Below are 14,052 nucleotides of genomic sequence, written 5' to 3'. Positions count from 1 at the left end.
TGATTTAAAAGGTTGTTATTCCTACGCTGTTGTGAAAACGCAAAACGTTCAGGGAAACGCCGAGGGTGATCTCATGTGTGGAGAACCGCGATCCTACCGATCTGCCTGTGGGAATTTCCATGGCATATCCAAGCCGGAATGAATCCTTTACGAGCGCCTGCATAAAAACTCCATACGCTGAAAGATTGCGGGTAACGATGCCGGCGGTATACTTCTCATGGAGGATCAGCGCCGCATTAACGTCGAACGATGCCGGCGCGCCCTGCACCATTTTGGCCAGCACAGAAGGTTTGAACCGGATGCGCTCGTTGAGAAAAAACACGGCGGAGCCCATGGCGTAAACGTGCTGCGTGTAATGCGTGAAGTCAGTCTTTCCCACGGCTGTGCGGGTACTGAGCATCCGGGGCACCGACAGCCCGATCAGGAACCTGTCTGCGGTCAACAACACACCAACTCCAATGCTGGGTTTGCTTTCGCTGGTCTCCGAAGCGAACGCGGGGTCAGCGGGATCCTGTAAAGTGAGGCTGCCATTTTTCGTTCTGAAGTTGATGATACCACCCTGCAATCCGAACGAAAGTTCTTTCGCTTCGCCAACACTGATGCGGTAGGCATAGCTGCCATAGACCTCGTGGGTGGAAGTGACTCCGATCTTGTCGGAGACGATCATCAGTCCCGCGCCCATGGTATTGTCTTGCAGGGAGAGATGGCCGTTGGCATTGATCGTGGTCGGGCTTCCTTCAAAACCCGCCCACTGCTTCCGGTAGCTCAGCGAGGCGTTGAGATTGCTGGTAATGCCAGCATACGCGGGATTCAGCACAAAAGGATTGTTGATATACTGGGTGTACAGCGGGTCTTGCTGCCCCAGCGCCACCGTTGCAACGAGGCACATGCCAAGCAGGGTCAGAATGGTCTTCATTGTTTTTTCTTTGAACCAAAGTTGGGGAGTCTTGAGGAAGGGCGGTATTACATAATCGTGTGAGAATGGTCCACAGTCCACAGACCACGGCATTCTCCCCTTCGAAAACCGTCATCCAGAGCGATGCAGGTGTGATGGCCCGCGAGAGCGAAGGATCCCCCGAACGGTTACTGCGTACTTAATTCGAGCGTTTGTCTTTCCTTGAGCACTTCGCTTGATGGGGATTCTTCACTCCCTCAGCCAACCACACATGCCTCGTTCAGAATGACGGGTCTAGGAGGGACTGTGGACCGTGGACCAACTACACAAGCCTTTCTCTTAACGCTTTAGAGACCGCCTCGGTCTGCGAGTGCACCTGCAGCTTTCCGTAGATGTTTTTGATGTGGGCACGCACGGTGTCGATGGTGATGGAATATTCGGCGGCCATGAGCTTGTAGCTGTTGCCCCGGGCCAGGGAAGACAGGATCTCTTTTTCGCGTGCGGTAAGCTGATAAGGGTCGCTGACCGGTTTTTGCATGGCGGTGATCACCATGTGGGCAATGGAGGGTGACATATGCGCACCGCCGCCCAGCACCTCGCCGATGGCATCGAAAAGTTTTGCAGAAAGATGTTTCTTGAGCAGGTAACCCGAAGCACCGGCGCAGATGGCGTCGAACACGCTGCGGGTGTCGTCAAATACGGTGAGCATGAGAATGGGGATCCTGCCACCCGCTGCCCTGATGAGCCGCACGGCTTCGATACCGTTGCGTCCCGGCATATCGATGTCCATGAGCACAATATCCGGATGGATCTCCTTCACCTGCTGCTCCACGCCCATTACGTTGTTGAACGAGCCTGCTACCTGGTAACGGCCATCGAGCTGCATCATGGCACAGATGCCTTCCCGCAGGGGGTCGTTATCTTCGTAGATCAGCACTGATAAAGCCATGGGCTAACAAGGTATCAAAAAACAGCTTAAGCCGCCATACCCCGATCATGTGATGGGCATATCAAGCGAAATGCGGGTGCCCTGGCTCACCGCCGATGTGAGCGTGAATTGTGCGCCCAGCGCTTTTGCCCGGACCTCCATGTTGTGCAGGCCATTGCCATGCCGCACCTGCTCTGTATCGAAGCCATTGCCATTGTCTGCGATCTGAAGCATCAGCGTTTTTTTATCCGATTGTTTCAGCGTGATCTCCACCTCGCTGGCACCGCTGTATTTGGCGGCGTTGTTGATGGCTTCTTTGAAGATGAGGAACAGGTTTTTCCTTTTGTCGGCATCCAGCACCACACCGTTGAGCGACTCCTCTCCCACAAACCTGTACCGGATGTTTCTCGGCTCCAGGATCTCGCCGGTGAAGACCTTCATCTTCACCACCACTTTTGCCAGCGAGTCGTTACCGGGGTTGATAGACCACACCATGTCGGTCATGTTCTCCATCATCTGTGACGACTGTTCGGCAATGCGGCCGAGATAGGCACTGCTGCGGGTCTCTTCGCGCATGGCCAGCTGGCTGATGATGTTGATGGTCGATAGTGTTGAACCGATGTCGTCGTGCAGGTCGCGGGCGATGGCGTTGCGCATACGCTCGATCTCCGCGAGGCGTTTCACCTCGTTGCTGATGCGGTAGCGGTTCACTAACAGCGCGGCGATGATGATCACCAAGAACGCGGCGATCACGGCGCCGGCCTGTACTGTGCGGTGTGCTTCGAGCGCAAGGGACGTCAGCGCCTGGTCTTTCTCCAGCAGCGCGATCTGGGCCTCTTTTTTCTCCAGCTCATATTTGGCCTGGGTCTCTTCTGCCAGCGCGCGGTTCTCTGATTGTGTTATACTGTCTTTGATCTCGGCATACCGGTGATGCATGGCGAGGGCTTTTTTGTAATCACCTTTGGCTTCGTACACTTCGCTCATAGCCCCATAGTTGTCCATGAGCAGGTACCCGTTACCCATGACGCTGGCTGCCACACGCGACGAATCCAGGTAACGCAATGCGGCATCATACTTTTTGAGCACCAGGTAAGCCTGGCCGATGCAGGAATAGTCGCCTGCGATGAGCGGTTTGCTGGAAGTACTTTTCGCCAGCCTTAACGACTCCAGGTAATTCACAAGCGCATCGCGATGCTGCTCTTTATCGAAATAGATGTTACCGATATTCTGAAGCACTTCCGATTCGCTGCGTCTGTCGTTCATGGTGATGAAGAGCTTCTGCGCCTGCCTGTATTCTTCCAACGCGGCATCGAACTTTCCCTGCTTGCGGTAGATGCGGCCCAGCAACTTGTGCGCATAACCGATGGAGGGTTTGAACGACCTGCGCCGGGCAATGGCCATGCTTTGGCCTGCATAATCCAGCGCCTGATCATAATGGCCCAGGCGATACTGGATGTTGCCGATGTTCGATAGCGCCAGGCACTGCCCGTAATCGTCATTGAGCGGATGTTCATACAACCTGGCGGCCTGCACAAAGTAGTCGAGCGCTTTCTGGTAATTGCTTTCTTCGAGCAAGATGTTTCCGTAGTTGTTATAGATGCCTGCCTCAATCTTAAAATCGCCGGCCTTTTTAGCCAGTGCCAATCCTTTGTCGAGATAATGACGGGCGGAGTCGTGCTCGGACTTGCGCATAAAACAATGCCCCAGGCTGGAGCAGGCGTCGGCCTGGGCCCGGAGGTCGTTACGGGATAGGGCAACCGTGTAGGCACGATGAAAATGGAGCACTGCAGAATCGAACAACGCCTGGCCACGGAACGACGATGCCAGTGAATAATGATTTTCGAAGATGCCTTTGGCAAACCCGATGCGCCGGGCCAGTGCAAGTCCCTGCCTTGCCTTTTCCAGCGATCGCGCCGGATCTGACACGGTAAGCTGATCGGCCAGCAGGCTTAACAGGATGGTTCTGGTGGTGTCTGCGGTGGTGTTCAGCAGCACACGCTCAAGGCTATCCGTTTTTTGCGCATAACCTGTGATACCCGCACAGAGCAAGAGAAGGGAACAGAGGGAGGTCTTCATATTTCGCCTGTCGAAACGGAATAAGATAGCGATAATTCAGGTGTGTGCCGCAGTCGGGTTCTGTGAAATACACCGGTTGTTCGCTGGACAGGAGTCCACGGTCCACAGTCGACAGTCCACGGCATTTCTCCCTCGAAGGGAATGCAGAGGCATTTCCCATGACGCCTTGACAGCGTTAGGGATAGTAGCGGAAAGCCCGGACCGCGAGGGGTTGTGCGCGGGAGGAGGACTTGCAGCGGATAGCCCGGGCCGAGGCACGAGGCAACGCCATCATTCCATTCTCATTTATCGCCCCGTTCCCGCTCTACTGTGGACCGTGGTCTGTTGACCGTCGACTATCTACTCATTCCCCCGCAAGGTTTGCGTTGGGTTGGTTGAAATGACGCGTACGCCCTGGGCCCAGATGATCAGTGCGATCAATGTTGCTACGCCCACAAACGTGGCACCGAAGATCCACCAGGGAATATCGATGTGATATGCAAAGCCCTCCAGCCAGCGATGCCCGATGTACCAGGCTACGGGACCGGCAATTGCCATGGAGATCACCAGCACCCATGAGAAATGGTTGAACAGCATGGAAAGCACCTGCGCTTTCGACGCACCGAACACCCTGCGAATACCGATCTCTTTGTGCTTGCGCATGGTATTGAAAGTAGACAGGCCCACGATGCCAATGATCGCTATCACCAATGCCGCCCAGGTGAACATTTGCGCCAGGTGTGAAGCAATGATCTCGGTCTTGTATAAGCCATCAAAGGTCTCATCCTGGAACCAGTATCTCATGGTGCGTGCAGGCTCCAGCTCCTTATGCACTTTGCTCAGCGTCTCCATGGCCCGTTGCGCCTCGCCGGCACGATACCGGATGTAGACCGCACTGGTATGTTCATGGCGCGTGCGGCACAAAATGGCCGGCAGCCGCTGCTGGTGAAGCGAGCCGGTATGAAAATTGTTGACCACACCGACGATCACACAGGGTGAGTTCCCGATCCTGATCTCCGTTCCTTCCGGTTCTGTAAGCCCCATTATTTTTACAGCGTCTTCGGATACAAGCACTTCTGTACGCGCGGAGTCTAACGGCTGCGGTTGAAAATGACGACCTTCCACGAGGCGCAGCCCCAGCATTTCAGGAAATTCATAACTGCAGGAGAAGGTGGTGAACATAACATCCTGGTCGGCAGCCTTACCCGGCCAGGTCACGCCCGAATTTCCGCCACCGGCACTGAGCGGATTGACCGACGACGCTCCCACCGCCGTGATGGAAGGATCTCTCTTCAGCATGTCACTGAAGCGGTCAAACTTCTGGAGCAACTGATAGGTGGGCTCCAGGCGGATCATATTGCCGCGATCGAAACCGAGGTTCTTCTCCGAAACATAGTTCAGCTGCAGGTAGAGTACGCCGCTGAAGATGATGATGCCTGCTGACACTGTGAGCTGCACCACCAGCAACGCTTTTCTGAACAACGTCGAGCCGGAGGCATTGCCTGCGATCTGGCCTTTCAACACCTGCGCGGGAAGGAAAGATGACATGATGAAAGCCGGGTAGATGCCTGCCAGCACAGACACCCCTGCCAGGAAGAGAAACAGATAACCAGGAATATCGCCTGTAAGGATGTTGAAGCCGATGGGTTCATCCAGCAACGTGTTGAAGAACGGAAGCAGCAACTGGGTGGCCAGTACAGAAAATGCAAAGGCCATCAGCACAATAAGGAACGACTCGCCCATGAACTGTGCCACAATGGTGCTGCGGAATGCGCCCGTCACCTTCCGGATGCCGATCTCCCGGGCACGCAGGGCAGCACGCGCCGTAGACATGTTCACAAAATTGATCACCGCCATCACCACAATGAGCACCCCGATGATGATGAACAGGATCACATACTCGATACGCCCGCCGGTATTTTTGCCATCTTCGAATTTTGCTTTCAACCTCCAGTCCACCAGCGGATGCGCCTGGTAGCTCAGGTGTTGTTCCCTGAATGGCGCCGTAAGCACGCGCACATCGTTCAGCTTTGCCGTGAGCTGCGCTGGTGCGATCGGTTTGTTGGTCTTGAGATATATGTTGAAGAACTGGCCCGCGAACTGCTGATCGTTCATGCCCCATTGCTTTTTCAGGATGTCGAACGTGAGCGCGAAATCGAACTTCAAAGATGAGTTCAGCGGAATGTCGCGGAAGACGGAAGCGATGACAACTTCACGGCGATCGTCGATCCGGATGGTTTTACCGATGGGATCATCGGCACCGTAAAGTTTTTTCGCCATGCTTTCAGAGATGGCAATGCTGGCAGTTCCCTTCAGGGGATCAGGCGCTCCCTTCAGGATAGGAAAGTTGAAGACCGAAAATAAATGCTCGCTGGCATAGACGCCATTCAAGTAGATACACTCGTCGGGCTTGCCATCCGGGCGAAAACAAAGCTCATGCGGCCACCGGGTGCCGGACGATACACTCACCAGGGTTTCGACCTCGGGAATGGAGGATACATCAATGGCACTGGCGGCTACGTTGTACGTCTGAAATGTACCGCCGGCTTCGGCATGTGTCATCACCCTGAAGATCCGGTCAGGGTCAGCGTGAAATTTATCGAAGCTGTATTCGTGCGTTACCCAGAGCAGGATGAGAAAAGCGCACGTAAAACCGGCGGACAGACCGAACACATTGAGAAACGAATTTCCGGGCTGACGTACCAGTTGCCGGAACCAAACAAGGAGTATATTTTTTAGCATAGACCTAGTCATAAACGTTGTGGATTGATGGGCAGGTGTCCGGCGGATATTCTTCCAGCGGAAGTAACGGAACACGTTCCAGATGAAATACAGTTTCGCCTTTCTGCGGCCCGTTTTTACACTGCGGTAAAACAGCTCGTAAACATCGCCCTGGATATCTTCCAGCAGGTCGGGACGGCAATACCATTCCAAAAATTTGTCGGCCCACTTCGGCGGCATATCTTTCATTGCAGTGCTATTTTGGGTATCTGGTTGAACAATTGCACACGAAGCTCCATAGCCTCCTCCAGCACACGTTTGCCGGCCGCGGTGAACATGAAGATCCGCTTCCTGCGGCCACCGCGTTCTTCTGTAGGCGTGCTCATTTTCGATTTCAGAAATCCTTTCTCTTCCAGCCGCGTCAGCACCGAGTGCACGGCGCTGATGTTGAGGGTGCGACCGGTTTGCCGCGCGATCTCATCCATCACGGTTACCGCGTAAGCATTCGGGTGGAGAATGCCCACGTGCAAAAGCACCAGCTCTTCAAGTTCTCCCAGATAGGTTCCTTTCATAAATCGGGCAGTGTATTAGTCCTGCAAACGTGAAAGTAATGAATATGTTTCATATTTGCAGGATAAATGTGAAAAGAGTCCACAGTCCACGGTCCACAGTCCACAGCCTTCGAGGTCTACCGTTATCCTGAACGGTGATGGCATGGTGCTTGGCGTAAGTGAAGGATCTCCATTTGACAATGTGCTTCGAATGTGGTATACGCTCCAATTAAGTATGCAGTAACCGTTCGACGGATCTTTCGCTCGCACTCTCGATAGCATCAGGACCATCACACTGACGCCCAGGATGACGGTCTTCGAAGGGGAAATGCCGTGGACTGTGGACCGTGGACTGTGGACTATTTCCCTGAGCAGCGAATTATTTTAACCGCTGCCGCGTTAAGCCATAAAACATTTACCATCGATCAGGAATTATGGAATTAGGTCTTAGCACATTTGTAGAACTCACCCCCGACCCTGTCACCAAAAAAACCATCAGCCCTTATGAGCGCATGCAGAACCTGCTGGAAGAGATCGAGCTTGCGGAGCAGGTAGGCCTCGACGTTTTTGCCATCGGCGAGCACCACCGGCCGGATTTTGTGGTGTCATCTCCCACTGTTGTGCTTGGCGCCGCTGCGGCCAGGACCAGGACCATCAAACTTTCCAGCGCCGTTACCGTGCTGAGCTCAGACGATCCTGTGAGGGTGTTTCAGCAATTCTCCACCATCGACCTGCTGTCAGGCGGACGTGCCGAGATCATGGCAGGGCGTGGCTCGTTCATCGAGTCGTTCCCGCTGTTCGGCTACGACCTGAAAGACTACGATTCGCTCTTCGCTGAAAAGCTCGACCTGCTGCTGCGGATCAACGAAAGTGAAAAAGTGACCTGGAGCGGCAAGCATAGACCTGCCATCAAAAACCTAGGCGTATATCCGCGTCCCCATCAGCCCAAGCTTCCCATCTGGGTGGCCATTGGAGGTACACCTGAGTCGGTTGAGCGTGCGGCAACGTTAGGCCTTCACATGGCGCTGGCCATCATCGGCGGAACACCCGATCGCTTTGCTCCCTATGTAAAATATTATCGCGATGTAGCGCGTGCGGCGGGACACAACGTTGAGAGCCTCGGCGTTGGTATCCATTCTCACAGCTTTATTGCAGACACATCGCAAAAGGCCGCAGATGATTTTTATCCCAGCTATGCCTACATGATGTCACGCATCGGAAAAGAGCGCGGATGGCCTCCCATGGAACGTGCACAGTATGAAGAGATGCGTTCACCTCATGGCTCCCTCCTCGTGGGCAGTCCCCAGCAGGTGATCGACAAAATTCTTTATGAATATGAGCTGTTCAAAAACACACGGTTCCTGGCCCACATGACCGTAGGAAGCATGCCTCACGCACAGGTCATGCGCTCCATCGAGCTGTTTGGAACACAGGTGGCGCCGGCAGTGAGGAAAGCTGTAAAACAGTAGGCAGTAGGCAAATCATGATCGCAGGCGATCATGGCAGTAGGCAAAGCACGAGCATTGAAACATACAGATCGTGCTACGATTTACTGTATAGAGCACACCTTCCAATGAATATCAGGGATACCTTTGCCTACTGCCGATAGCGAAGCTATCGGGACTGCCTACTGCCTACTGGCTTACCTACTATCTAAATTAAAAGCGCCCGACCCGAGCTGACATTTCTTAAATTATCCGAAATTCAAAGGACTCTTTGTTCCGACAGCATCTGCCGGCACCCGGACTAACTTTTAATTTCAAACTTCAAACCTTTAACCTCTATGACCTCTCGCAGACACTTTCTCCAAAAGATCACCGCTTCAGGACTGGCGCTTCCTTTTCTTCCTTCGCTGAAGGCGGAAGCAGAGCACCTCCATACTTTCAATGGCGAACCTTACCAGGGGCCGGTGCTGCGGGTGGCGATCATGGGGCTGGGCAGTTACGGCACGCGTGTAGCCGAGGCGATGCGCGACTGCAAGATGGCGAAGCTCACCGGTGTGATCAGCGGCACGCCCTCCAAGGTCAAAGACTGGCAAAGCAAATACGGCATCCCTGAAAAGAACTGCTACAACTACGAGAACTTCGATAACATCAAAAACAATCCTGACATCGACGCTGTTTATGTGATCACACCCAATGGCCTTCATAAAGACCAGGTGATCCGCGTGGCGAAGGCTGGCAAACACGCCATCTGCGAAAAGCCCATGGCCATCAACGCTGCCGAAGGCCAGGAGATGGTGGATGCCTGCAAAAAAGCGAATGTAAAACTACTGGTGGGCTACCGGATGCACTTTGAACCGAAAACACTGGAGATCATCCGCATGAGAAAGGCCGGCGAGTTCGGCAAAGTATTATTCTTCCAGGGACTCTCCGGTTTCACGATCGGTGACCCGCGTCAGTGGCGCCTCAACAAAAAGCTCGCGGGTGGTGGCGCCATGATGGATATCGGCATCTACTCTATCAACGGTGCGCGTTATATGGTGGGAGAAGAACCGGTATGGGTTACGGCACAGGAGACGAAGACCAACCCTGAGAAATTCAAGGAAGGCGTGGATGAGACCATCCAGTTCCAGCTAGGCTTCCCGTCAGGCGCCGTGGCCTCCTGCCTCTCTACCTACACCATGAACAACCTCGACAGGTTCTTCCTGAATGGCGAGAAGGGATTCGCCGAGATGCAACCTTCCACCGGTTATGGCCCTATCAAGGGACGCACGCATGCCGGCGAGCTCACGCATCCGCACGTCACACACCAGACCGTACAAATGGATGAAATGGCGGGCATTATACTCCAAGGCAAACAACCCGTTGTGCCGGTAGATGGCGAAGAAGGACTCAAAGACCTGAAGATCATCGATGCTATTTTTCTGGCGGTGAAGAGTGGGAAGAAAGTAGATCTGAAGCTGTAGAAGAGTCCACGGTCCACAGTCGACGGTCCACGGCATTCCCCCTTCGAAGACCGTCATTCTGAACGGTGGTTGGGCGGTGGGCATTGAGCGAGCGAAGGATCCCCCCGAAGGTCACTGCGAACCTATTGCGAACCTCTGCTTCATGCGTTCACACGCTGTTACAAGGGGATCCTTCACTCCCGCAAGCCTTCGCACTTCCGCCGTTCAGGATGACGGATTAGAGGAATTGTGGACTATTTAACTATTCATACTTCAATTTGTCAACAGGATTCGCATTCGCAGTGCGCATGGATTTTGAGATCACTACCAGCAGCGCGATGGTGAGCACGAGCAATCCTGGCACGGCAAACAGCCACCACTGCAGCGTGATGTGATTCGCGAAATTACTGAGCCAGCTGTTCACCGCATAATAGGCCACGGGCACTGCAATGAGGAACGACAGCACAATCAGCTGAACATATTCTCTCGAGAACATCAGCAGGATGTTTGATACCGTGGCGCCGAGCACTTTTCGCAGGGCCACTTCCTTGCCTTTCCGGTTCACTACAAACGTGATCAATCCATAGAGGCCCAGGCAACCTATCAGCAGAAAGATCAACGAGAACAGCTGAAAAAGCTGCGCATATTTTTCTTCCTGGACGTAAAATGCCCTGATATTTTCGTCGAAGAACTCATAACTGAAGATGTGCTCCGGGTAGGCCGCGGTCCAGATCTTCTCCATCTGTTTCACCGCCTCCTGCATGGATCCTTGTCCTTCACCGATCGCAAGCTTTACGCTGACATAATCGAACTTTCCCGGATCGGTGACCAGCAACATGTTGTCCGCTCCTTCTTTCATGGAGTTGGAGTAAAAATCGTCAATGACACCCACCACGGTAAATTGTTTTCCCCAGCTCGCCTTGAGCACTTCTCCTACCGCTTCCTCAGGGGTTCCGAGACGGAGTCTTTGGGCGAGCTTCTTATTGATCAACACATTTTCTCCCGCTGAATCCTGCAGGCCAATACCTCTTCCGGCCAGCAGGCGGATCTTGTAGAGGTCAATGTATGACGGATCGATGGACTGATATTCGTAGACTACATAGTCTTTGGAGGTTGTTGCATCTTCTCTTCCCACATCCGTAGCCGATCGGTTACGGCGCACACCCGAGGGAAGTGTAGAGCTGAAGGCCACATCGGCCACAAACGCCTGCGACCTGAGCTGGTCTTCCATTACCTGGAACTTGTGCGGATCGGCTTTGCCGGGCAGGGGCATGGTAACGACGGCTTCCTTGTCAAAACCCATGTCGGCGTTTTGAAAGTAACGCATCTGCGCCACCACCAGGAACGTTCCGACCACCAGCATCTGCGTGATGGTAAACTGCGCCACCACCAGCACCTTGCGCAGGCTAAATCCTCCGATCTTCTCTGTAGCAAACCTGTTCTTCATGGCCACCACCGGGTTGAATCCCGACATGACCATCGAAGGATAAATGCCCGCGAAGAGCGTGACCACCAGCACAATGGCCAGCAGCGATAGAAGTGTAAACGGATCCGTGAAATTGAACCCCCTGAGCGTGACGTTGAGCAACGACTGAAAGTTGATCAGCATCAGCTCGGCGATTACCAGTGCAATCACGCCCGCTATGAGCACCACCACAAAGGTTTCGGTGAACAGCTGAAGCACCAGGGTCTTCCGGGTGCTGCCCATCACTTTGCGCAGCCCGATCTCTTTGGCCCGCATCACCGATTGTGCGGTAGCCAGGTTAATATAGTTGATGGCGGCCGTGAGCAGCAGGAACAATCCCACCAGTGTAATGGCCAGGATGGTCTCGCGGCTGATGGTCCGGCCGTTGTAATTGTTGAAGCGTGTATCGAAATGAAGGTCGCGCAGGGGCTGCAGCAGGTAGTGACGCCCCTCGTAAAGGTCTTTCGGTGTATGCGACTGATGTACCCTGGCAATACGCTTTTCCATTTCGCGTGGGGTAATGCCGGGTGCAAGCTTCACGTAGGTGTGGTGCTCATCGTTCACGCCACCCCAGTCGTTGTTCATGCGGTCTCCCCTGCCCATGCGCAAGGTGGCATACGATACAAGCACGGTAAAGGGAAGGTCGGTGTTCGGCGGCAGGTCTTCAATGATGCCTGTTACCTTGCAGTCCGCTTCTCTCTCCATCTTCAGGATCATGCCCATGGCGTTGCCACCGGGAAAATATTTTTCGGCCAGCGATCGCGTCAGCACCACGCTGAGGGGCTCTTCTAATGCTTTGTCAGGATTACCGGCGATCCAGCGGAAGCCAGTGCCTTTAAAATCGAAGATCTTGAAAAACGATGGCTCCACCATCACGCAACCGCGCTCTTCCCTGAACCTGCTGACGATGTTGCCCGATTTATCGGGCACCTCCACGAATACATCTTCGAAGTATTGCATGGAGACGATTTCCACCAGTCCCGTGGTCTCCGCTTTGACCGCATCAGGAACGGGATATGAAATACCGGTGCGGCAATTGGAACGTTTGTTGGCGGCCAGCTCGGGCAGGCTGCACCGCACCATTCTGTAAATGCGGTCGGCGTCGCTGTGAAAGGAGTCGAAGCTCAGCTCGTACCGGATCACGGTGGCGATCACGAGCGCCGACGCGATGCCAACAACAAGTCCGAGTACATTGATCACGGTGTTGCCCTTGTAAGCCATCAGGCTTCTGCGGGCCATCTTAAAATAACTGCTCAGCATGGTGAAAGGATTGGTGTGGTGGCGTGGTTGCCTTTTCCAGAAAAAACTCTTGGCCAGGAATCCCAGGCCATTAAAAACATATCTTCTCCTGGCAGCGCTTATACCTTTCTGGTCCAGGTCGCTGCAAAAAAGCTCATACAGGTCTCCCCTGATCTCTTCTGCAAATTCATCAGGGGCCAAACGGTCGATAAGGGAGTCGATCCAGCCGGGAGGTGTGGCATTTTTTTTCATGTTGCCTGAGTTTTGGTGATAAGGCCCCAGATGAGATCACGCGTATCGCGCAGCTCCTCCAGTGCGTGGCGTCCGTGGGCCGTGATGCTGAACAACCGTTTCCTTCGTCCACCGCGCTCTGCCGATGCCCCTCCCATCTTTGACTTCACAAATCCCTTTTCCTCGAGCCGGTGCAGCACGGCATGAATGGCACTGATGCTGATGTCCCTGGAAGCGTTTTTCCGAAGCTCCTCAGCGATGGAAACACCATAGGCCTCCTTATTAAGGAGCGCCACCATGAGCAAAATTAATTCTTCCAGTTCTCCTAAGTAGATGCGCGACATGCGTGATTATTTCAACTTTAGTAGAACAAATATATAAAATAATTGACAGTAGACAAATGGCAGTTGACAAAGGGCGGGCGTTGAGATTCAAGGCCCTGCTACGATTCGTGGTGTTGTTGGCGGGTTGTTGGTGAAGAACACCAACAACGGCGGCTCGAAAAATAATTGACAGTAGGCAAATGGCAGTTGACAAAGGGCGGGCGTTGATATATGGATCGTCGTGCTACGATTCACTGTAATAAGTACACCTCCGACGAATGTAGGGACACCTTTGTCTACTGCCATGATCGCTTGCGATCATGATTTGTCAACTGCCTACTGTCATCTCCCGGTTTTCTCTAACACCGATAAGATATTCCCCGCCGGATCTTTGAACCAGGCGATATTCGGGCCGCCATTGCCGCGGCTGATACCTTTGGAGTCTGTTTTGATGTTGCCTTCGTACTGTTCAAACACGATGCCTTTTACGATCAGGGCGTCTACCGCGTTTTCAATGTCGGGCACCGGAAAATTAAGGATGGTAAAAGTAGCAGGAACGTGATCGGGCTTGGGGTAAATGATGATGGGATTGTTACCCTCGATGTGCAATTCGAGGACCCCCATTGGGGTATCTTTTACGGTAAGCCCCAGCGTATTCTGGTAGAACGCTTTGGCTTTTTTGATATCATTAACAGAAAATCCGCTGAATGCTTTTGTCTGCCCGAACATAATGCTGCTGGTTGATTCGAAGCAAGGA

At 53.5% G+C, this 14,052-nt stretch carries 9 protein-coding genes and 2 pseudogenes; 2 read left to right on the top strand and 9 right to left on the bottom strand.

Translation table 11 applies throughout. The annotated features are described in order from the left end of the window. Positions 1-4 precede the first annotated feature (4 nt). The 5 genes from KK083_RS19215 to KK083_RS19195 all read right to left on the bottom strand — a co-directional run bounded on the left by KK083_RS19215 (position 5) and on the right by KK083_RS19195 (position 7,171). A complete protein-coding gene (locus KK083_RS19215) occupies positions 5-916 on the bottom strand; it encodes a PorP/SprF family type IX secretion system membrane protein (protein WP_254166355.1) in 912 nt (303 codons plus the stop codon). Positions 917-1,217: 301 nt separating this feature from the next. Further along, positions 1,218-1,844, bottom strand: coding sequence for a response regulator (locus KK083_RS19210; protein ID WP_254166353.1), 627 nt, complete (start codon positions 1,842-1,844; stop codon positions 1,218-1,220). Between the two features lie 45 nt (positions 1,845-1,889). Next, positions 1,890-3,899 carry an ATP-binding protein gene (locus tag KK083_RS19205; protein ID WP_254166351.1) on the bottom strand — a complete coding sequence of 670 codons (2,010 nt, stop codon included), beginning with the start codon at positions 3,897-3,899 and terminating at the stop codon, positions 1,890-1,892. A gap of 339 nt (positions 3,900-4,238) precedes the next feature. Beyond that, positions 4,239-6,848: an ABC transporter permease gene (locus KK083_RS19200; RefSeq protein ID WP_254166349.1), complete on the bottom strand. Its 2,610-nt coding sequence runs from the start codon at positions 6,846-6,848 to the stop codon at positions 4,239-4,241. Further along, the gene (locus KK083_RS19195) at positions 6,845-7,171 is read right to left on the bottom strand and encodes a PadR family transcriptional regulator (protein ID WP_254166347.1); all 327 of its coding nucleotides are present in this window, start codon (positions 7,169-7,171) and stop codon (positions 6,845-6,847) included. Before KK083_RS19195 ends, KK083_RS19200 begins: the two co-directional genes overlap by 4 nt. A 413-nt stretch (positions 7,172-7,584) precedes the next feature. Between KK083_RS19195 and KK083_RS19190 the strand changes: the two genes are divergently transcribed. Together KK083_RS19190 and KK083_RS19185 are read left to right on the top strand one after the other, a co-directional pair. Beyond that, entirely contained in the window at positions 7,585-8,619 is a 1,035-nt protein-coding gene (locus KK083_RS19190) for an LLM class flavin-dependent oxidoreductase (RefSeq protein ID WP_254166345.1), read from the top strand. Between the two features lie 314 nt (positions 8,620-8,933). Then, entirely contained in the window at positions 8,934-10,058 is a 1,125-nt protein-coding gene (locus KK083_RS19185; RefSeq protein WP_254166343.1) for a Gfo/Idh/MocA family protein, read from the top strand. 241 nt (positions 10,059-10,299) lie between these two features. Here KK083_RS19185 and KK083_RS32835 read toward each other — a convergent pair. The 4 genes and pseudogenes from KK083_RS32835 to KK083_RS19170 all read right to left on the bottom strand — a co-directional run. Further along, positions 10,300-10,653, bottom strand: a pseudogene (locus KK083_RS32835) (ABC transporter permease); the annotation flags it as partial. A 144-nt stretch (positions 10,654-10,797) separates the two neighbouring features. After that, positions 10,798-12,993 (bottom strand): annotated as a pseudogene (locus KK083_RS19180) (ABC transporter permease); the annotation flags it as partial. Further along, complete coding sequence (locus KK083_RS19175) at positions 12,990-13,316, bottom strand: PadR family transcriptional regulator (protein ID WP_254166339.1); 327 nt, start codon at positions 13,314-13,316, stop codon at positions 12,990-12,992. The pseudogene KK083_RS19180 and the gene KK083_RS19175, both read right to left, overlap by 4 nt. A gap of 321 nt (positions 13,317-13,637) precedes the next feature. Beyond that, entirely contained in the window at positions 13,638-14,024 is a 387-nt protein-coding gene (locus KK083_RS19170) for a VOC family protein (RefSeq protein ID WP_254166337.1), read from the bottom strand. Positions 14,025-14,052: the final 28 nt, after the last annotated feature.

Source organism: Chryseosolibacter histidinae, from assembly GCF_018598225.1.
In the GTDB taxonomy this organism is placed as follows: Bacteria; Bacteroidota; Bacteroidia; order Cytophagales; family Cyclobacteriaceae; genus Chryseosolibacter; species Chryseosolibacter histidini.
Note: the sequence above shows the minus strand (reverse complement) of the source record. Positions and strands in the feature narration are given on the sequence as shown.